This is a genomic window from Enterobacter sp. C3_dUdeg, assembly GCF_057536195.1.
In genome coordinates, this window is the sequence record NZ_BAAKFX010000006.1 from 122743 (window position 1) to 143945 (window position 21203).

The 21203-nt window shown below is 57.3% G+C and carries 12 protein-coding genes; 7 read left to right on the plus strand and 5 right to left on the minus strand.

The genetic code is table 11. From position 1 onward, the window contains the following. Positions 1-202 precede the first annotated feature (202 nt). The 3 genes from arcB to lptF form a co-directional block, all read right to left on the minus strand. Positions 203-2536 carry an aerobic respiration two-component sensor histidine kinase ArcB gene (arcB, locus tag AC27FC_RS15520; protein ID WP_196355042.1) on the minus strand — a complete coding sequence of 778 codons (2334 nt, stop codon included), beginning with the start codon at positions 2534-2536 and terminating at the stop codon, positions 203-205. 135 nt (positions 2537-2671) lie between these two features. Continuing rightward, entirely contained in the window at positions 2672-3754 is a 1083-nt protein-coding gene (gene lptG / locus AC27FC_RS15525; protein WP_047058977.1) for an LPS export ABC transporter permease LptG, read from the minus strand. Continuing rightward, positions 3754-4854: an LPS export ABC transporter permease LptF gene (gene lptF, locus AC27FC_RS15530; protein ID WP_024906345.1), complete on the minus strand. Its 1101-nt coding sequence runs from the start codon at positions 4852-4854 to the stop codon at positions 3754-3756. Before lptF ends, lptG begins: the two co-directional genes overlap by 1 nt. 266 nt (positions 4855-5120) lie before the next feature. Between lptF and pepA the strand changes: the two genes are divergently transcribed. The 5 genes from pepA to ahr all read left to right on the plus strand — a co-directional run bounded on the left by pepA (position 5121) and on the right by ahr (position 11747). Next, positions 5121-6632, plus strand: coding sequence for a leucyl aminopeptidase (pepA, locus tag AC27FC_RS15535; RefSeq protein ID WP_023309366.1), 1512 nt, complete (start codon positions 5121-5123; stop codon positions 6630-6632). Positions 6633-6718: 86 nt separating this feature from the next. Continuing rightward, entirely contained in the window at positions 6719-7162 is a 444-nt protein-coding gene (gene holC, locus AC27FC_RS15540; protein ID WP_008502815.1) for a DNA polymerase III subunit chi, read from the plus strand. Then, positions 7162-10017, plus strand: coding sequence for a valine--tRNA ligase (locus AC27FC_RS15545; RefSeq protein ID WP_094934471.1), 2856 nt, complete (start codon positions 7162-7164; stop codon positions 10015-10017). Before holC ends, AC27FC_RS15545 begins: the two co-directional genes overlap by 1 nt. Positions 10018-10140: 123 nt before the next feature. Further along, positions 10141-10644 (plus strand): GNAT family N-acetyltransferase, encoded by a 504-nt coding sequence (locus AC27FC_RS15550; protein ID WP_039260409.1) that lies wholly within the window; start codon positions 10141-10143, stop codon positions 10642-10644. 83 nt (positions 10645-10727) lie between these two features. After that, complete coding sequence (gene ahr, locus AC27FC_RS15555) at positions 10728-11747, plus strand: NADPH-dependent aldehyde reductase Ahr (RefSeq protein ID WP_033146757.1); 1020 nt, start codon at positions 10728-10730, stop codon at positions 11745-11747. Between the two features lie 92 nt (positions 11748-11839). Here ahr and AC27FC_RS15560 read toward each other — a convergent pair whose 3' ends face one another. Then, complete coding sequence (locus tag AC27FC_RS15560) at positions 11840-13486, minus strand: dihydroxyacetone kinase subunit DhaK (protein WP_094934472.1); 1647 nt, start codon at positions 13484-13486, stop codon at positions 11840-11842. A gap of 138 nt (positions 13487-13624) precedes the next feature. Here AC27FC_RS15560 and AC27FC_RS15565 point away from each other — a divergent pair, with 138 nt between their 5' ends. After that, entirely contained in the window at positions 13625-15127 is a 1503-nt protein-coding gene (locus AC27FC_RS15565) for a helicase HerA-like C-terminal domain-containing protein (protein ID WP_094934473.1), read from the plus strand. On the opposite strand, the gene mnmL is transcribed toward AC27FC_RS15565, so the two are convergent. Next, complete coding sequence (gene mnmL / locus AC27FC_RS15570) at positions 15107-16048, minus strand: tRNA modification radical SAM protein MnmL/YtqA (RefSeq protein ID WP_196355041.1); 942 nt, start codon at positions 16046-16048, stop codon at positions 15107-15109. The genes AC27FC_RS15565 and mnmL overlap by 21 nt on opposite strands. A 687-nt stretch (positions 16049-16735) precedes the next feature. Here mnmL and gltB point away from each other — a divergent pair. Next, positions 16736-21196 carry a glutamate synthase large subunit gene (gltB, locus tag AC27FC_RS15575; RefSeq protein ID WP_487160240.1) on the plus strand — a complete coding sequence of 1487 codons (4461 nt, stop codon included), beginning with the start codon at positions 16736-16738 and terminating at the stop codon, positions 21194-21196. The last annotated feature ends 7 nt before the right edge of the window (positions 21197-21203 follow it).

Genomic DNA, 21203 nt, shown 5'->3' on the forward strand with positions numbered 1-21203 from the left:
GCACATTAATAATTTTGATTAAAACGCTATGCTTCACACATTTCACTGATTCATGTAACAAACCATTTAAGATTTGCTATCTTATCTGCGTGCGGCCTAAATTTTTCAGGCAGCGCCCTTTCGAAAATAACTTTATAAAACAGGCGCAGCCACGATTTCCCTGGTGTTGGCGCAGTATTCGCGCACCCCGGTTAATCCGGGGTCATTTTTTTCTGGCGTCTACCCAGGCTTTAAGCACCGCCACATCGTTTTGCCACTCTTGTTTCATCTCTTCAACCCAATCACCCACGTTATCTTCCCATGCAGGTAAATCAGGCGACTGAATCTGTTGACCCAGCTGCTGCAGATGGCGTAAGCCGACCGAGCCGGCGGCGCCTTTGATTTTATGTCCTTCTTCGACGATGCCCTTCTGGTCACGAGCCGTCAGGTTTGATTCCAGCACGCTCAGATAGCCCGGCATCATTTTTTCGAACACCGCCAGACCATCGGTAATCAGTTTCGGACCCACCAGATCGATGTACTGCTCCAGCATTGCGGTATCGAGTATCATTTGGGCTTTTGCGCTATCAACAGACGTCATGGTGCTCTCCTCTTCATCACGGGTATCCCAGAACTTCTTAATCATGGCGGTCAGAGCAGGCACCGCCAGCGGCTTGCTGAGTACATCGTCCATACCGGCATCGAGATACTCTTTTTTGTCTTTCAGCACGTTCGCCGTCAGCGCCACCAGCGGCGGCAGCTCGTCGGCCACGTACTGACGCGTCAGCTCACGAGAGATATCCAGCCCGGTCATATCCGGCAGCTGGATATCGAGCAGAACAAGATCGTATTCGCCCGGTTTAAACATCTCCAGCGCGGCCTTACCGGTCATCGCGACATCCACGCTATTGCCCAGTTTTTCCAGCACCGAGCGCGCCACAATCACGTTCAGCTCAATGTCTTCCACCAGCAGGACGTGCAGCGCGGGCAGCGGCATGTCGTCGTTTTCAAAGGTGTCTTCAACCTCCTCCGCCACCGCCGGCGCATGGACCGTTAGCGTGAAGGTTGATCCTTTGCCCGGCTGGCTGACAACGGTGATATCGCCCCCCATGCTCTTCGCCAGCCGCTTAGACACCGCAAGACCAATGCCCGTTCCTGTGGCCGGTTTCCCGCCGTTGCTGTCCTTCACCTGGTAGTACATCGCGAAAATTTTGTCCTGCTCCTCCTGCGGAATACCCATCCCGGAGTCTTCCACCTCGAAGTGCAGCATATCGCCTTCGTCATAGCGGATGCGCACCGCCACCTGCCCCTTCTGGGTAAATTTCACCGCGTTGCTGATGAGATTCCACAGGATCTGACGCAGACGCGTGCCGTCGGTCACCACTTTATGCGGCAGCGGCAGGGTGGGATCCATGACAAAGCTCAGTCCCTTCTGCTGCGCCTGCAGGCCGGACAGGTTTTCTAGGTCGGCAAGGAAGCTGGTGAAATCAACAGGCTGATTATCAAGCTGAACTTTACGGCGCTCCATCTTATCCATATCAATAATATCGTTGAAGATATTACCCAGCGTGACCGCAGAGACATGGATAGTCTTGAGGTATTTTTCCTGCTCTGCTGTCAGGTCGGTATCCAGCAGAATACGGCTCAGCCCGACAATGCCATTAAGCGGCGTACGCAGCTCGTGGCTGATGGTGGAGATAAAGGTAGTCTTATCGCGGCTGGCGCGCTCCAGGGCATCCTGGTAGCGCTTACGCTCGGTGATATCGCGGCCAAACCCCATCAGGCCGTGGCGTTTCCCCACGCGGTCATAGTAGGGCACCTTACGGATCTCAAAGCAGGCTTTGCGTCCGTCCGGGTAATCCAGCCACTGTTCATAGGTCAGCGAGACGTTATGGCGGAATACTTTTTCGTCCGTCTCCATGACCTTGGCCGCCGCCTCTTCAGAGTAAACGTCCTGCGGCTTCAGGTTAATCAGCTGCTTCTCGCTTTTCCCGGTGAGCAGCTCCATCGCCCGGTTACAGCCGGAAAATTCTTTATCTTCATTACGGTAAAACACCAGATCCGGCGAAGCATCAAGGAACGACCGCAGGAAAGAGGATTGCTGCTCAAGCTGGATCTGCGTGACCTCGCGCTCTTTCATTTCGATTTTCAGCTGCTCCAGCGTGGCCTGACGCTCGGCTTCCGCCTTCTCACGATCGGAAATCTCCTGATTCAGCTGCGCAATATTGTCTTTAAGCTGGACGTTGAGCTTCAGGTCGCGCTCGCGCATCTCTTCCAGTTTATCGACCAGTTTTGACAGACGCTGACGGGACTCTTCCAGCTGTTCAACCACTACGGAAAGGAAATAGACCGCCCAGGGCGTAATGAGCAAGCCAAAGAAGATGGAGCGGATGACGTCGATACTCTCGACCTGACCATGCAGAACCATGGTGACGGCCATTTGTACGACAATGGCCAGAACGACCAGCGCCAGCGCAAGCAGCATGGAGAAACGCACCAGCCCAAGCTTCATCATCAGGTCGACGTAATACTGGGCAAGCATTCGAATTTGCTTCATAGAGGATCCCTTCACGACTTTATCGCTCAATAATACTCAAATTCAGGGCGAGGCGTTGAAGGTTGTGAGAAAAAGTGCGGGGTGAAACAGGAGATTAGCCTCGCTCCCGGTTAACCGGAAGCGAGGAGAGGTCAATCAGGAGCGTTTCAACAGCAGCCAGAGGCTGATCAGGAGGAAACTGGCGCTTGGCAGCAGCGCACCAATTATCGGCGGAATGCCATAAACCAGCGTCAGCGGACCGAAGATCTGATCGAGCACGTAGAACACAAAGCCGAAACTGATACCGGTCACGACGCGCACGCCCATCGGCACGCTGCGTAACGGGCCGAAGATAAACGACAGCGCCATCAGCATCATCACCGCCACGGACATCGGCTGGAAGATCTTGCTCCACATGTTGAGCTGATAACGTCCTGCGTCCTGTCCGCTCGACTTCAGGTATTTCACATAGTTGTGCAAACCGCTGATGGAGAGCGCGTCAGGATCCAGCGCCACAACACCGAGCTTATCGGGCGTCAGGTTGGTTTTCCACGTACCGATTACCGTCTGAGAACCCGTAATCTGTTTCGGATCGGTCAGGTTAGACTCATCGACCTGGGACAAACGCCACTGTTTATGTTCGGCGTCAAATTTTGCCGAAGAGGCGTGGCGGACTGACTCCAGACGGCGCTGGTCATCGAAAGCATAGATGCTCACCCCACCCAGCTCATCATTCCCCTTCACCCGTTCGATGTAGACGAAGTTTTTACCGTCTTTCGCCCATAAACCTTGTTGGGTCGAGAGCAGCGAGCCGCCGTACATGGCCTGCGCACGGTAGTTACGCGCCATCTGTTCACCCTGCGGCGCGACCCACTCGCCAATCGCCATGGTCAACAGCACCAGTGGGATCGCGGTTTTCATTACCGACAGCGCAACCTGCATGCGGGTAAAGCCCGAGGCCTGCATAACGACCAGCTCACTGCGCTGCGCCAGCATCCCCAGCCCCAGCAGCGCGCCCAGCAGGGCCGCCATCGGGAAGAAAATCTGCACATCTTTCGGCACGCTGAGCAGGGTATACATCCCCGCGCCCATCGCGTCATAGCTCCCCTGGCCGGCTTTTTTCAGCTGATCGACAAATTTGATAATGCCGGAGAGTGACACCAGCATGAACAACGTCATCATGATGGTGGTAAAAATGGTTTTACCGATATAGCGATCAAGAACGCCAAACGCCTGCATTAGATGGCTCCTTTACGCGAGAATCGGGCACGTATGCGGCGCACAGGCACCGTATCCCACAGGTTTAATCCCAGCGCCAGTAAGATGTACAGGCTGTTGACGAACCATGTCCAGACCATAGGGTCCAGCTTCCCCTTCGCGCCGTTAGAACGAATCGAGGTTTGCAGCAGGAAATAGATCAGGTAAAGCAGCATCGCCGGCAGCATAGAGAGCACGCGGCCCTGGCGCGGGTTCACCACGCTCAGCGGAACGACAATCAGCGCCATCATAAACACGGTGAAGACAAGCGTAATACGCCAGTGGAACTCAGCACGCGCTCTGTCGGTATCGGTATTCCACAGGGTACGCATGTCCATTTGCTCGGTATCCGTTGGATCGAGCGCCACCGCCTGATGGCCGATAATGGCCTGATAGTTCTGGAAATCCGTAATACGGAAGTCGCGCAGCATGGCGGTGCCTTCGAAACGGGTGCCTTTGTTCAGCGTCACGATCTGAGAACCATCTTTGCGCTGAGCAAGCTGGCCGGAGTCTGCAACCACCACGGAAGGACGCGCGTTACCTTTGGGACGTAACTGCGCCAGGAATACGTCGTTGAATTTACTGCCGTCAACGCTCTCAATGAACAGCACGGAGTTGCCGTCGGTCGCCTGCTGGAACTGCCCCTGGGCTAAGGCTGCCATGCCGGGGTTGGCTTTCGCTTCGGCCAGCACTTCGTCCTGATGACGGGAAGACATGGGACCCGCCCACATCACATTCACCGCCGCGACAATACCCGTGAACAGCGCCAGTATCATGGCCGCTTTCACCAGTACCGCTTTGCTCAGGCCACAGGCATGCATCACCGTGATTTCACTCTCGGTGTAGAGTTTCCCAAGCGTCATGAGCAGGCCAAGGAAAAGACTTAGCGGCAGGATGAGCTGCGCCATTTCCGGGATCCCTAAACCAAGCAGGGAAAGCACCAGATTTGTTGGAATTTCGCCGTCAACGGCCGCACCGAGGATCTTAACCAGCTTCTGACAGAAAAAAATCAGCAGCAGGATGAAGAGAATCGCCAGTTGGCTTTTGAGCGTCTCCCGCACCAGATATCTTATGATTATCACTTTAAATACGCCCGTAAAAACCCGTCTCTTTGCTGGAAAATCGCTTGTTTCATGGCTTAAACGTCATTTATTCTCTTGAGTCGTCGAAATCATCGCTAAGATTAAAACATCCGGCGGATTCACGCTTCAGGACTTTTTCTGACGTGTCGAAACCGTAGTAACGTAAGATTAACACGAAGTCACCACAACAGCGGACATGAGTTACGAAAGGTTTCAATTCTATCCGTAGCTGCCGCCGTTGTCTTTAAGATTCAGGAGCGTAGTGCATGGAGTTCAGTGTAAAAAGCGGTAGCCCGGAGAAACAGCGGAGTGCCTGCATCGTTGTGGGCGTCTTTGAACCACGCCGACTCTCCCCGATCGCCGAGCAACTCGATAAAATCAGTGACGGCTATATTAGCGCCCTGCTGCGCCGTGGCGAACTGGAAGGCAAACCTGGGCAGACGCTGTTACTGCACCATGTTCCGAACGTGCTGTCAGAACGTATTCTGCTGATTGGCTGCGGCAAAGAACGCGAGCTTGATGAACGTCAGTATAAGCAGGTGATTCAGAAAACAATCAATACGCTGAATGATACCGGCTCAATGGAAGCCGTCTGCTTCCTGACGGAGCTGCACGTTAAAGGGCGTAACACCTACTGGAAAGTGCGTCAGGCGGTTGAAACGGCAAAAGAGAGCCTGTACAGCTTCGATCAGCTGAAGACCAATAAAAGCGAGCCGCGTCGTCCGCTGCGTAAAATGGTCTTTAACGTGCCAACCCGTCGCGAGTTGACCAGCGGCGAACGCGCGATCCAGCACGGTCTGGCGATCGCAGCCGGCATTAAAGCGGCCAAAGATCTCGGCAACATGCCGCCTAATATCTGTAACGCGGCGTACCTGGCCTCTCAGGCACGTCAGCTGGCCGACGCCTACAGCAAAAACGTCATTACCCGCGTCATCGGCGAACAGCAGATGAAAGAGCTGGGGATGCACTCTTACCTTGCGGTCGGTAACGGCTCGCAGAACGAATCCCTGATGTCCGTCATCGAGTACAAAGGCAATCCGTCCGAAGACGCGCGCCCGATTGTGCTCGTCGGTAAAGGCCTGACCTTCGATTCCGGCGGTATCTCCATCAAGCCTGCCGAAGGCATGGATGAGATGAAGTACGACATGTGCGGTGCGGCGGCGGTTTACGGCGTGATGCGCATGGTCGCGGAACTGCAGTTGCCTATCAACGTGATCGGCGTACTGGCGGGCTGCGAAAACATGCCTGGCGGGCGCGCCTATCGTCCGGGTGACGTTCTGACCACCATGTCCGGCCAGACCGTTGAAGTGCTGAACACCGACGCCGAAGGCCGTCTGGTGCTGTGTGACGTGCTGACCTATGTTGAGCGCTTCGAGCCGGAAGCGGTGATTGACGTCGCTACCCTCACCGGAGCCTGTGTGATTGCGCTGGGTCACCATATCACCGGCCTGATGTCGAACCACAATCCTCTGGCGCACGAGCTTATTGGTGCCTCAGAGCAGGCCGGGGATCGCGCATGGCGTCTGCCGCTGGGTGACGAGTATCAGGATCAGCTGGAGTCTAACTTTGCGGATATGGCGAACATTGGCGGACGTCCTGGCGGGGCGATCACCGCGGGCTGCTTCCTGGCACGCTTCACCCGCAAGTACAACTGGGCACACCTGGATATCGCGGGCACCGCATGGCGCTCCGGTAAAGCCAAAGGCGCAACCGGCCGTCCAGTGGCGCTGCTGTCGCAGTTCCTGCTGAACCGCGCAGGTTTTAACGGCGACGAGTAAGTCAAAACGGCAGTAAACCGTAGGCCGGGTAAGGCGAAGCCGCCACCCGGCTTAAGCATTTAAAGTGAGCACAAGAAGCCCCATATATGAAGAATGCAACGTTCTACCTTCTGGACAACGACACCCATCAGGATGGCCTCAGCGCCGTAGAACAGCTGGTGTGTGAAATTGCCGCAGAACGTTGGCGCGCAGGTAAACGCGTTCTGATTGCCTGTGAAGATGAACAGCAGGCGATTCGCCTGGATGAAGCGCTGTGGGCGCGCCCCCCGGAGAGTTTTGTGCCGCATAACCTGTCGGGCGAAGGCCCGCGCGGCGGTGCACCGGTTGAAATTGCCTGGCCGCAAAAGCGCAACAGCAGCGCGCGCGATATTCTGATTAGCCTGCGGATAGATTTTGCAGATTTTGCCACCGCTTTCACAGAAGTGGTAGACTTTGTCCCTTACGAAGAATCTTTGAAACAACTGGCGCGCGAACGCTATAAAGCGTACCGCCTGGCTGGTTTTAACCTGAATACGGCAACCTGGAAATAATGGAAAAGACATATAACCCACGCGATATCGAACAGCCGCTTTACGAGCACTGGGAACAGCAGGGCTATTTCAAGCCTAACGGCGACGAAAGCAAAGAGTCCTTCTGCATCATGATCCCGCCGCCGAACGTCACCGGCAGTTTGCATATGGGTCATGCTTTCCAGCAGACCATCATGGACACCATGATCCGCTATCAGCGTATGCAGGGTAAAAACACCCTGTGGCAGGCGGGGACTGACCACGCGGGTATCGCGACCCAGATGGTGGTTGAGCGTAAAATTGCCGCTGAAGAAGGAAAAACCCGCCACGACTACGGTCGCGACGCGTTCATCGACAAAATCTGGCAGTGGAAGGCGGAATCCGGCGGCACCATTACCCGTCAGATGCGCCGTCTCGGCAACTCCGTGGACTGGGAGCGCGAGCGCTTCACCATGGACGAAGGCCTGTCCAACGCCGTTAAAGAAGTCTTCGTCCGCCTGTACAAAGAAGACCTGATTTACCGCGGCAAACGCCTGGTAAACTGGGATCCAAAACTGCGCACCGCCATCTCTGACCTGGAAGTGGAAAACCGCGAGTCTAAAGGCTCCATGTGGCACATCCGCTATCCGCTGGCCGATGGCGCAAAAACCGCCGACGGCAAAGATTACCTGGTGGTCGCAACGACCCGTCCGGAAACCCTGCTGGGCGATACCGGCGTGGCCGTTAACCCGGAAGATCCGCGTTATAAAGATCTGATCGGCAAATTCGTGGTGCTGCCGCTGGTAAACCGCCGTATTCCGATTGTGGGCGACGAACACGCCGACATGGAAAAAGGCACCGGCTGCGTAAAAATCACCCCGGCGCACGACTTCAACGACTATGAAGTCGGCCGTCGTCACGCCCTGCCGATGATCAACATTCTGACCTTCGACGGTGATATCCGCGAAAGCGCAGAAGTGTACGACACCAAAGGCAACGAATCCGACGTTTACTCCAGCGACATCCCGGCTGAGTTCCAGAAGCTGGAGCGTTTTGCCGCGCGTAAAGCCATCGTGGCAGCCGTTGACGCGCTCGGCCTGCTGGAAGAGATCAAACCTCACGATCTGACCGTGCCGTACGGCGACCGTGGCGGCGTGGTTATCGAGCCAATGCTGACCGACCAGTGGTACGTGCGTGCCGACGTGCTGGCGAAACCGGCTGTGGAAGCGGTTGAAAACGGCAGCATTCAGTTCGTGCCGAAGCAGTACGAAAACATGTACTTCTCCTGGATGCGCGACATTCAGGACTGGTGTATCTCTCGTCAGCTGTGGTGGGGTCACCGTATTCCGGCGTGGTACGACAACGAAGGCAACGTTTACGTTGGCCGTAGCGAAGACGAAGTGCGTCAGGAAAACAACCTGAGCGCGGACGTTGCGCTGCGTCAGGACGAAGACGTGCTGGACACCTGGTTCTCCTCCGCGCTGTGGACCTTCTCCACCCTCGGCTGGCCAGAAAACACCGACGCGCTGCGTCAGTTCCACCCAACCAGCGTGATGGTGTCCGGCTTCGACATTATCTTCTTCTGGATTGCCCGCATGATCATGATGACCATGCACTTCATCAAAGACGAAGACGGCAAGCCGCAGGTTCCGTTCCATACCGTCTACATGACCGGTCTGATCCGCGACGATGAAGGCCAGAAGATGTCCAAGTCCAAGGGTAACGTTATTGACCCGCTGGACATGGTTGACGGTATCTCTCTGGAAGATCTGCTGGAAAAACGTACCGGCAACATGATGCAGCCGCAGCTGGCTGAGAAAATCCGCAAGCGTACCGAGAAGCAGTTCCCGAACGGGATCGAGTCTCACGGTACCGACGCCCTGCGCTTCACCCTGGCGGCACTGGCCTCAACCGGTCGTGACATCAACTGGGACATGAAGCGTCTGGAAGGTTACCGTAACTTCTGTAACAAACTGTGGAACGCCAGCCGTTTCGTGCTGATGAATACCGAAGATCAGGATTGCGGCTTCAACGGCGGCGAGATGACGCTGTCTCTGGCAGACCGCTGGATCCTGGCGGAATTCAACCAGACGGTGAAAGCGTTCCGCGAGGCGCTGGACAGCTACCGCTTCGATATCGCGGCGGGCATCCTGTATGAATTCACCTGGAACCAGTTCTGCGACTGGTATCTGGAGCTGGCGAAGCCGGTGATGAACGGCGGCACTGAGGCGGAGCTGCGCGGCACGCGCAACACGCTGATTACCGTTCTGGAAGGTCTGCTGCGCCTGGCGCATCCGGTCATTCCATTCATCACCGAAACCATCTGGCAGCGCGTGAAGGTGATTGCGGGCATCAACGCCGATACCATCATGCTGCAGCCGTTCCCGGAATTCGATGCGGCCAAGGTTGATGAAGCGGCGTCCGCGGATACCGAGTGGCTGAAACAGGCGATCGTTGCGGTACGTAACATCCGTGCTGAAATGAACATCGCCCCAGGCAAACCGCTGGAGCTGCTGCTGCGTGGCTGCAGCGAGGCTGCCGTTCGTCGCGTCAACGAGAACAACACCTTCCTGAAAACCATGGCGCGTCTGGAAAGCATCACCGTGCTGCCTGCGGATGACAAAGGTCCGGTTTCCGTGACCAAAATCATCGACGGCGCCGAGCTGCTGATCCCGATGGCGGGCCTGATCGACAAAGACGCCGAGCTGGCTCGTCTGGCGAAAGAAGTGGCAAAAGTCGACGTGGAAATTGGCAAAATCGAAAGCAAGCTGGCGAACGAAGGCTTTGTCGCCCGCGCGCCGGAAGCGGTCATCGCGAAAGAGCGCGAGCGTCTGGTTGCCTTCGCCGATGCGAAGACCAAGCTGATCGAGCAGCAGGCGGTTATCGCAGCCCTGTAATGCTTTTACCCCTTACGCTTCAGGGCGTAAGGGGTATCCTTCCTGAAAACTCCTCGCTTGCACTCCCCTTTCTGCGGTGCTATTAACAGCAGTTATGTGTCAATTTTTGTAATGAGTAATGCTATGAGCGTGATTACCCCCGTCGCGACGACGATGCGCCGGATCGCTGAGCAGGATAACCCGGCAATCGCCGCCGTTATCCGCACCGTTTCTGCCGAATATGGCCTGACGGCTGACAAAGGCTACACGGTTGCCGACCCGAACCTGGACGAGCTTTACCAGCTCTACAGCCAGCCAGGGCATGCCTACTGGGTAATCGAGCAGAACGGTCAGGTTGTGGGCGGCGGCGGCGTGGCGCCCCTCAGCTGCAGCGAGCCGGATATCTGTGAGCTGCAGAAAATGTATTTTCTGCCAACGGCGCGCGGGCAAGGGCTGGCGAAAAAGCTGGCGCTGATGGCGCTGGACCACGCGCGCAAGCAGGGTTTTACCCGCTGCTACCTAGAAACCACCGCTTTCCTCAAAGAGGCCATCGGCCTGTATGAACATCTGGGCTTTGAGCATATCGATGCGCCGCTGGGCTGTACCGGCCACGTTGATTGCGAAGTCAGAATGCTGAAAAGTCTGTAACTTTCGTTCCTGCCCTCTTCTGTTAAGCGGCTGTAAACTGAATGCTCTACACTCTCAGTTCACACCACAACGGGGGAAACACGATGTCGAAGATAAAAAGCTACGCCGCACCGCAGGCGGGTGCAGAACTTGAGCTGTACGAGTACGATGCGGGCGAACTAAAAGCAGAAGACGTCGAAGTACAGGTTGATTACTGCGGGATCTGCCACTCGGATCTCTCGATGATCGATAACGAATGGGGCTTCTCGAGCTATCCGCTGGTTGCCGGGCACGAAGTCATTGGCCGCGTCGTGGCGCTCGGTAGCGCCGCGCAGGACAAAGGGCTGAAGGTAGGCCAACGCGTGGGCATTGGCTGGACGGCACGCAGCTGTGGTCACTGTGACGCCTGTATCAGCGGCAATCAGATCAACTGCCTCGAGGGCGCCGTTCCCACTATTCTGAACAAGGGCGGTTTTGCCGACAAACTGCGCGCCGACTGGCAATGGGTGATCCCGCTGCCGGACAGCATTGATATCGAATCCGCAGGTCCGCTGCTGTGCGGCGGTATCACCGTCTTCAAACCTCTGCTGATGCACCACATCACCGCCACCAGCCGCGTGGGCGTCATTGGTATTGGCGGCCTGGGGCATATCGCCATCAAGCTGCTGCACGCGATGGGCTGTGAAGTCACGGCGTTCAGCTCCAACCCGGCGAAAGAGAAAGAAGTGCTGGCGATGGGTGCGGATAAAGTGGTGAACAGCCGCGATCCTGACGCGCTGAACGCGCTGGCTGGGCAGTTTGACCTGATCATCAACACCGTTAACGTCGATCTCAACTGGCAGCCGTACTTTGAGGCGCTGGCCTACGGCGGTAACTTCCACACCGTAGGTGCCGTAATGAAGCCGCTGCCGGTTCCGGCGTTTACCCTGATCGGCGGGGATCGCAGCGTGTCAGGCTCCGCGACCGGTACGCCGTTTGAGTTGCGCAAGCTGATGAAGTTTGCCGGACGCACCAAAGTGGCGCCGACCACCGAACTGTATCCGATGTCGAAAATCAACGAAGCGATCCAGCACGTGCGTGACGGCAAAGCCCGCTACCGCGTGGTGTTGAAAGCGGATTTTTGATGTGACATTGGCGGGGAATGTGCGGCCTGATGCCCTCACCCCAACCCTCTCCCACAGGGAGAGGGCGCACACACTAAAAACGGTAACGATCGTTACCGTTTTGCATCTACCATGGCCTTAAACACCTCAGCCACCGCGACCGCACCGGGATCCATTACCCCATCCAGATTCTCTTTATTCACATACGATGAACGTCCCGCGCCGGCTTTCGCCATTTTCGCCGTTGCTTCGGCACCGTGCTGTGCGGCCTGCGCCGCTGCCTGAAGATCGCCATTCTTCAATGCTTCAAGCGCCGGCTGCAGCGCGTCGATCAGGGTACGATCGCCGAGATCTGCCCCACCGTACTGCTTCATCTGCGCCAGCCCGCTGAGCAATGCCTCGGGCAGCGGTTGACCATCGTGAAGCTTTTGCCCGGCCGCGGTGAAGAAGATCGACATCAGCACCCCGCTCGATCCGCCCATCACCGTCGCCAGCCGCTCGCCCACCAGCAACAGCAGCGTCGATAGGTTATCAAGCGGGAGCTTGCGATCCTCCAGACGCTGCGCAATATCCCGCGCCCCTTGCGCAAAAGTGGAGCCGGTATCGCCGTCGCCCACTTTGGCATCCAGCGCGTTCAGTCGGTTTTCCAGCTGGAGCAGCGTTTTCGTCACCGAGGAGACATACTCGCCCACCCGCAGATTGTCCGACGGAGTGTATTCCACGCGATCGTGAATGGCGGTATGCGCCACGGTGCGCAGTGGCGCAAACGCCACGGGCTTCTGCCAGCCCAGCGTTTCGACCTCGGCGTGAATCGCCTTTTCAAAGAAGTCATTAAGCTTCAGCAGCGTGAGCGAAAAGCCCTTCATGTCCAGCGCGCTCACCAGCGGCGCGGGGCCTATCAGGTACGCGATCTCCTCTTTCAGCGCCGAATGCGCCAGCTCTTTGGTCAGCAGCGCCATCTCCAGCGCCGATACGCCGCCGAGATTGTTAATCAATACCGCAAACCGCCCTTCTCCCGCCTGCGCGCGTAACGGCGTCACCAGCGTGTCGATAATGGCTTTACTGTTCTGCGTATCCACGACGGAAGCACCGGGCTCGCCGTGAATGCCCAGCCCCAGCTCGACATGGCCCTGCTTAATGCGCCCCTCTTCCTCGTCGCTGCCCGGCAGGTTGCACGTTTGCATCGCAACGCCCAGGCTCCAGAGGTTATCGCAGGCCTGTTGCGCAATATCCCGCACCTCGCTTAGCGATTTACCGTGCTCCGCCGCATAGCCCGCAATCTTGTGCACCAGTGCCGTACCGGCAATACCGCGCGGCTGTTTGTTATCCGGCAGCGCGATATCGTCCGCCACGATCGCCATCTCCACCTTCAGGCCGTAGCGTTTGGCCTTTTCTGCCGCCAGACCAAAGTTCAGGCGATCGCCGGTGTAGTTTTTGACGATCAGCAGACAGCCGCGATCGCCCGTGACCGCCACAATGGCGTTCAGCACCGCATCCACGCTCGGCGAGGCAAACAGATCGCCACACACTGCCGCCGTCAGCATCCCTTTGCCAACAAACCCGGCGTGCGCGGGTTCGTGGCCTGAGCCGCCGCCGGAGATCACCGCCACGCGGCTTTTATCCCAGTCGCCGCGTGCGACGATCCTGATGGCCGGATCGATATCAAGTTTGACGAGATTTGCGTGTGGCGCAGAAAGCAGTATGCCTTCAATGGCATCGTTGACCAGCTGTTTGCGATCGTTAAAGAAGAATCTGGACATCGTTTCCCACTATTTTTGTGAACCGTATGCAAAAGCATAGTCCGCGCTGGATAATGCGCCGCAAAGTCAGGAATTTACTCAACCAAATTGCGGCCAGATTGCCTATACTCCCCCCAGGACAAAGAGAGGAAGCGCATCATGAGTACACCATTGTTAATTGCCAGGACGCTGGAAAAAGAGCTGTATTTACTGCCCTCGATGGCGAACCGCCACGGTCTCATCACCGGAGCGACCGGGACGGGGAAAACCGTCACCCTGCAAAAGCTGGCGGAGTCGCTTTCGGAGATTGGCGTACCGGTCTTTATGGCTGACGTGAAAGGCGATTTAACCGGTGTGGCTCAGGAAGGAACGGCCTCTGAAAAACTGCTCGAACGGCTGAAGAATATTGGCATTACGGACTGGACGCCGCATAACAATCCGGTAGTAGTGTGGGATATCTTTGGTGAGAAAGGCCACCCGGTGCGCGCCACCGTCTCCGATCTCGGCCCGCTGCTGCTGGCCCGTCTGCTTAATCTCAACGACGTGCAGTCCGGCGTGCTGAATATTATCTTCCGCATTGCCGACGATCAGGGGCTGCTGCTGCTTGATTTCAAAGATCTGCGCGCCATTACCCAGTACATCGGCGATAACGCCAAATCCTTCCAGAACCAGTACGGCAATATCAACAGCGCCTCGGTGGGTGCCATTCAACGCGGGTTACTGACGCTGGAGCAACAGGGCGCAGAGCACTTCTTCGGCGAGCCGATGCTGGATATCAAAGACTGGATGCGCACCGACAGCAGCGGCAAAGGCATCATCAACATTCTGAGCTCCGAGAAGCTCTACCAGATGCCAAAGCTCTACGCCGCCAGCCTGCTGTGGATGCTCTCCGAACTGTACGAACAGTTACCCGAAGCGGGCGATCTGGAAAAACCGAAGCTGGTCTTCTTCTTCGACGAAGCGCACCTTCTGTTTAACGACGCGCCGCAGGTCTTGCTGGATAAGATTGAACAGGTCATTCGCCTGATCCGCTCCAAAGGCGTTGGCGTCTGGTTTGTCACGCAAAACCCGTCGGACATTCCGGATAACGTGCTCGGCCAGCTCGGTAACCGCGTGCAGCATGCCCTGCGCGCCTTTACGCCGAAGGATCAGAAAGCGGTGAAAGCCGCCGCGCAAACCATGCGCGCCAATCCTGCCTTTGATACCGAAGCGGCGATTCAGGCGTTGGGCACCGGTGAAGCGCTGATCTCGTTCCTGGATGCGAAGGGCAGCCCGTCCGTGGTGGAACGCGCCATGGTGATCGCGCCCTGCTCGCGCATGGGGCCCGTTACCGACGATGAACGTAACGGCCTGATTAACCACTCTCCGGTTTACGGGAAGTACGAAGACGAGGTGGATCGCGAGTCCGCGTTCGAGATGTTGCAAAAAGGGGTGCAGGCGACAACGGAGTCGCAGGATGCGCCTGCCGCTAAAGGACAGTCCGTCGCCGTGGATGACGGTATTCTCGGGGGGCTCAAAGACATCCTGTTCGGCAGCACCGGGCCGCGCGGCGGCAAGCGCGACGGCGTGGTACAGACCATGGCGAAAAGCGCGGCGCGGCAGGTCACCAATCAGATAGTGCGCGGCATGCTGGGAAGTCTGTTAGGCGGCCGTCGCCGGTAGACGGGGAACCCACGGGCGGCCAAGCGCTGAACCCTGCACACCGTTCTCCTGCAGATAGCGGTCGATTTCCACCATCCCCGTCCAGCGGTTCTCACACCATAGCGGTGCCAGAAGCGTTGGACGGCGGGCGCTGGCCGAGATGCGATGGTAGACAATTTCCGGCGGGGTGTGGCGAATCATCTCCCCCGCCGTCACCGTATAGTCCTCAAGCTCAATATCGCTTAACCGTCCGGCTTCCCAGGCTTTCGCCATAATGCTTCCCGTAACGATATGCAGCGGGTGCAGCTTAATGCCGTCCACGCCGGTCTCAACCACCTTTTCCAGCGTCTCCAGGCCGTGCTGCTGCCCTTCACCCGGCAAGCCGACAATCAGATGCGAGCAGACCTTCAGCCCGCGCTCGCGGGCCAGGCGCGTGGTACGCTGGTAGCAGGCGAAATCATGGCCACGGTTAATACGGTGCAGGGTTTTGTCGTGCGCGGTCTGCAAGCCCAGCTCCAGCCAGATCTCGTAGCCTTGTTCTTTGTACTCGCTGAGCAGGTCCAGCACCGCGTCCGGTACGCAGTCCGGGCGCGTGCCCACGCACAGCCCAACGATGTTAGCCTGGCTGACGGCCTGCTGATACATAGAGCGCAGCACCTGCACCTCCGCCCACGTGCTGGTGTAGGCCTGAAAATAGGCCAGATACTGCTTCGCGCGGTTCACCTGGCTTGCCTGATGGACAAGCTGTTCAGCGATAGATTTATGCTGCTGGGCTTCGTCAGCAAAGGACGCAACGTTACAGAAGGTGCAGCCGCCGCGCCCGATGGTGCCATCGCGATTCGGGCAGCTAAACCCGCCGTGCAGCGTCAGCTTATGAACCTTTTGCCCGTACCGCTGCAAAAGATCCCCACCAAACATATTGACTAATTTCTGTAACTGCATAATCTGATAGACCGTCCCGGAGAAAGGGGACAAGCCTGCCACTTTTAGCCTCTGTCGGCGATGACCTGGATCAATCGTCCCGGACGGCCTTTATCTATATGAATAAATACTCAGGATTACTGCAATTTCATTCACGCCATTCGTGATTACTTTTCCTTATGTTCTGATTGTTTTTTTCACTTATAGCGCCACCACTGAAAAACAGTGGGTTTATGCGGGTTTGCAGCCGATACCAGATTATTATTCTGCTATAAAACTGCTATTCAGCACGCTACATTGATAATACCGCTTTCATATAGTGAGTCAGATCACACTCCGCTGCGTCCTGCCAGGGCATACATTCAATGTAAAAATAGTTAAATAACATTTACTTTCAAAGACATAAACGCTCTTTAGCACATTTTTGTATAAATAAGATTGCCATTTGACCTGTGTACCAATTCCCGATAAGTTGGAAATCCGCTGGAAGCTTTCTGGATGAGCGGCCTGCTCATCATATTTATGCAGTAATTGAGATTCCCTCTGAAGCAAGTCCTCAAACTTGTTTACCTGCGCGAAAGGATGAAAAAGAGGGCGAATGCGAGGTCCGCGTATGAAACGCAAACCCCGTCGCCATGCTCTTTCTGTGCCTGTGCGCCACGGTAAAGTTCAGTGGGAAGCCCGACGAGCCTGGGGAGGTTCACTGATATGTTGTACGATAAATCCCTTGAGAAGGATAACTGTGGTTTCGGCCTGATCGCCCACATAGAAGGCGAACCTAGCCACAAGGTAGTGCGTACTGCTATTCACGCACTGGCCCGAATGCAGCACCGTGGCGCTATTCTTGCCGATGGTAAAACCGGCGACGGTTGCGGCCTGCTGCTGCAAAAACCGGATCGTTTCTTTCGCATCGTGGCGGAAGAGCGCGGCTGGCGTTTAGCCAAAAACTACGCTGTCGGCATGCTGTTCCTGAATCAGGATCCTGAAAAGGCTGCTGCCTCACGCCGCATCGTCGAAGAAGAACTTCAGCGTGAAACCCTGTCGATTGTCGGCTGGCGCAATGTGCCAACCAACGAAGGGGTGCTCGGTGAAATCGCCCTCTCCTCGCTGCCTCGCATTGAACAGATTTTCGTCAACGCGCCTGCGGGCTGGCGTCCGCGTGATATGGAACGCCGTCTGTTTATCGCCCGCCGCCGCATTGAAAAACGTCTCCAGGACGATAAAGAGTTCTACGTCTGTAGCCTCTCTAACCTGGTGAACATCTATAAAGGTCTGTGTATGCCGGCTGACCTGCCGCGCTTCTACCTGGACCTGGCGGACCTGCGTCTGGAATCGGCCATTTGCCTGTTCCACCAGCGCTTCTCCACCAACACCGTTCCACGCTGGCCGCTGGCTCAGCCGTTCCGCTACCTGGCGCACAACGGCGAGATCAACACCATCACCGGTAACCGCCAGTGGGCCCGCGCACGTACCTATAAGTTCCAGACGCCGCTGATCCCCGATCTGCACGATGCCGCGCCGTTCGTGAACGAAACCGGCTCTGACTCCAGCTCCATGGATAACATGCTGGAACTGCTGCTGGCGGGCGGGATGGACATCGTGCGCGCCATGCGTCTGCTCGTGCCACCGGCCTGGCAGAACAACCCGGATATGGACCCTGAGCTGCGCGCGTTCTTCGACTTTAACTCCATGCACATGGAGCCGTGGGACGGCCCGGCGGGCATCGTCATGTCCGACGGTCGCTTCGCCGCCTGTAACCTGGACCGTAACGGCCTGCGTCCGGCACGCTACGTCATCACCAAAGACAAGCTCATCACCTGCGCCTCTGAAGTCGGTATCTGGGATTACCAGCCTGACGAAGTGGTCGAGAAGGGCCGCGTCGGCCCGGGCGAGCTGATGGTTATCGACACCCGCGGCGGGCGCATTCTGCACTCAGCCGAAACCGATCACGATCTGAAAAGCCGCCATCCGTACAAAGAGTGGATGGAAAAGAACGTGCGTCGCCTCGTGCCGTTCGAAGATTTATCGGATGAAGAAGTGGGTCGCCGCGAACTGGACGACGATACGCTTGCAAGCTTCCAGAAACAGTTTAACTACAGCGCGGAAGAGCTGGACTCAGTGATTCGCGTGCTCGGTGAAAACGGCCAGGAAGCGGTCGGCTCCATGGGTGACGATACCCCGTTTGCCGTGCTCTCCAGCCAGCCGCGCATCATTTACGATTACTTCCGCCAGCAGTTCGCGCAGGTGACCAACCCGCCGATCGACCCGCTGCGCGAAGCGCACGTGATGTCGCTGGCTACCAGCATCGGTCGCGAGATGAACGTCTTCTGCGAGGCCGAAGGCCAGGCGCACCGTCTGACCTTTAAATCGCCGATCCTGCTGTACTCCGATTTCAAACAGCTCACCACCATGAAAGAGGAGCACTACCGCGCCGACACGCTCGATATTACCTTCGACGTGACCGAAGTGAGCCTCGAAGAGACGGTGAATGCGCTGTGTGACAAAGCCGAACAGATGGTGCGTAACGGTACCGTTCTGCTGGTGCTGTCCGACCGCAATATTGCGAAAAACCGTCTGCCGGTGCCTGCCCCGATGGCGGTTGGCGCTATCCAGACGCGTCTGGTCGACAAGAGCCTGCGCTGCGACGCCAACATCATTGTTGAAACCGCCAGCGCCCGCGACCCGCACCACTTTGCCGTGCTGTTAGGCTTCGGTGCGACGGCGATCTACCCGTATCTGGCCTACGAAACGCTGGCACGCCTGGTGGATACCCGCGCGATCGACAAAGATTACCGCGCGGTGATGCTGAACTACCGTAACGGCATCAACAAAGGCCTGTACAAGATCATGTCCAAAATGGGCATCTCGACCATTGCCTCCTACCGCTGTTCGAAGCTGTTTGAAGCGGTTGGCCTGCATGACGAGGTCGCCAACCTCTGCTTCCAGGGCGTGGTCAGCCGCATCGGCGGCGCCGGTTTTGCTGACTTCCAGCAGGATCTGGTGAATCTGTCCAAACGCGCCTGGCTGGCACGTAAGCCGCTGGATCAGGGCGGTCTGCTGAAATACGTTCACGGCGGCGAATACCACGCCTATAACCCGGACGTGGTGCGCACGCTGCAGCAGGCGGTTCAGAGCGGTGAATACAGCGATTACCAGCAGTACGCTGAGCTGGTAAACAACCGTCCGGCGGCAACGCTGCGCGACCTCATTGCCCTCAATCCGGGCGATGAAGCGGTCAGCATTGACGACGTTGAGCCTGCATCCGAACTGTTCAAACGCTTCGACACCGCAGCGATGTCCATCGGCGCGCTGAGCCCGGAAGCCCACGAAGCGCTGGCGGAAGCCATGAACAGCATCGGCGGCAACTCCAACTCCGGCGAAGGCGGTGAAGATCCGGCGCGTTACGGCACCAACAAAGTGTCCCGTATCAAGCAGGTGGCATCCGGTCGCTTTGGCGTGACGCCTGCGTACCTGGTCAACGCCGACGTGATCCAGATTAAAGTCGCTCAGGGTGCTAAACCGGGCGAAGGCGGCCAGCTGCCGGGTGATAAAGTTACCCCGTACATCGCCAAACTGCGCTATTCCGTGCCGGGCGTGACGCTGATCTCCCCGCCGCCGCACCACGATATCTACTCTATCGAGGACCTGGCGCAGCTGATTTTCGACCTCAAGCAGGTCAACCCGAAGGCGATGATCTCCGTGAAGCTGGTTTCCGAACCGGGCGTCGGCACCATCGCGACCGGCGTGGCGAAAGCCTATGCGGACCTCATCACCATCGCCGGCTATGACGGCGGTACCGGTGCCAGCCCGCTCTCCTCCGTGAAATATGCGGGCTGTCCGTGGGAACTTGGCCTGGTGGAAACCCAGCAGGCGCTGGTGGCGAACGGTCTGCGTCACAAGATCCGTCTGCAGGTGGACGGCGGCCTGAAAACGGGCCTCGACATCATTAAAGCGGCGATCCTCGGCGCGGAAAGCTTCGGCTTCGGTACCGGCCCAATGGTTGCGCTCGGCTGTAAATACCTGCGTATTTGCCATCTGAACAACTGCGCAACCGGCGTGGCTACCCAGGACGAGAAGCTGCGTAAGAACCACTATCACGGTCTGCCGTTCAAAGTGACCAACTACTTTGAGTTCATCGCCCGCGAAACCCGCGAGCTGATGGCGCAGCTGGGCGTGAAGCGTCTGGTGGACCTGATTGGCCGCACTGACCTGCTGAAAGAGCTGGAAGGCTTCACCGCGAAGCAACAGAAGCTTGAGCTGTCTAAGCTGCTAGAAACCGCGCAGCCGCACCCTGGCAAAGCGGTCTACTGCACCGAGAACAACCCGCCGTTCGATAACGGCGTGCTGAACGCGCAGCTGCTGCAGCAGGCGAAACCGTACGTGGACGACAAGCAGAGCAAAACGTTCTGGTTTGATATCCGCAACACCGACCGCTCCGTGGGTGCCTCCCTCTCCGGTTATATCGCGCAGACGCACGGTGACCAGGGGCTGGCAGCGGATCCGATTACCGCGCACTTCAGCGGTACCGCGGGTCAGAGCTTCGGCGTATGGAACGCAGGCGGCGTTGAGCTGTACCTGACCGGCGATGCCAACGACTACGTCGGTAAAGGCATGGCGGGCGGTCTGCTGGCGGTGCGTCCTCCGGTTGGCTCAGCCTTCCGCAGCCATGAAGCCAGCATCATCGGTAACACCTGCCTGTACGGCGCGACCGGCGGTCGTCTGTTTGCAGCAGGCCGTGCGGGCGAGCGTTTTGCGGTGCGTAACTCCGGTGCTATCACCGTGGTGGAAGGCATTGGCGATAACGGTTGTGAATACATGACGGGCGGGATTGTTTGCGTTCTGGGTAAAACCGGCGTGAACTTCGGCGCGGGCATGACGGGCGGTTTTGCGTATGTCCTGGATGAAGACGGTGAGTTCCGCAAACGCGTGAACCCGGAGCTGGTGGAAGTGCTGGACGTTGATACGCTGGCTATCCATGAAGAACACCTGCGCGGTTTGATTACCGAACACGTGCAGCATACCGGTTCTTCGCGCGGCGAAGAGATCCTGGCGAACTGGCCAGCGTTCTCTGCGAAATTCGCGCTGGTTAAGCCGAAGTCCAGCGATGTTAAAGCCCTGTTGGGTCACCGTAGTCGTAGCGCAGCAGAGCTGCGCGTGCAGGCGCAGTAAGGAATTC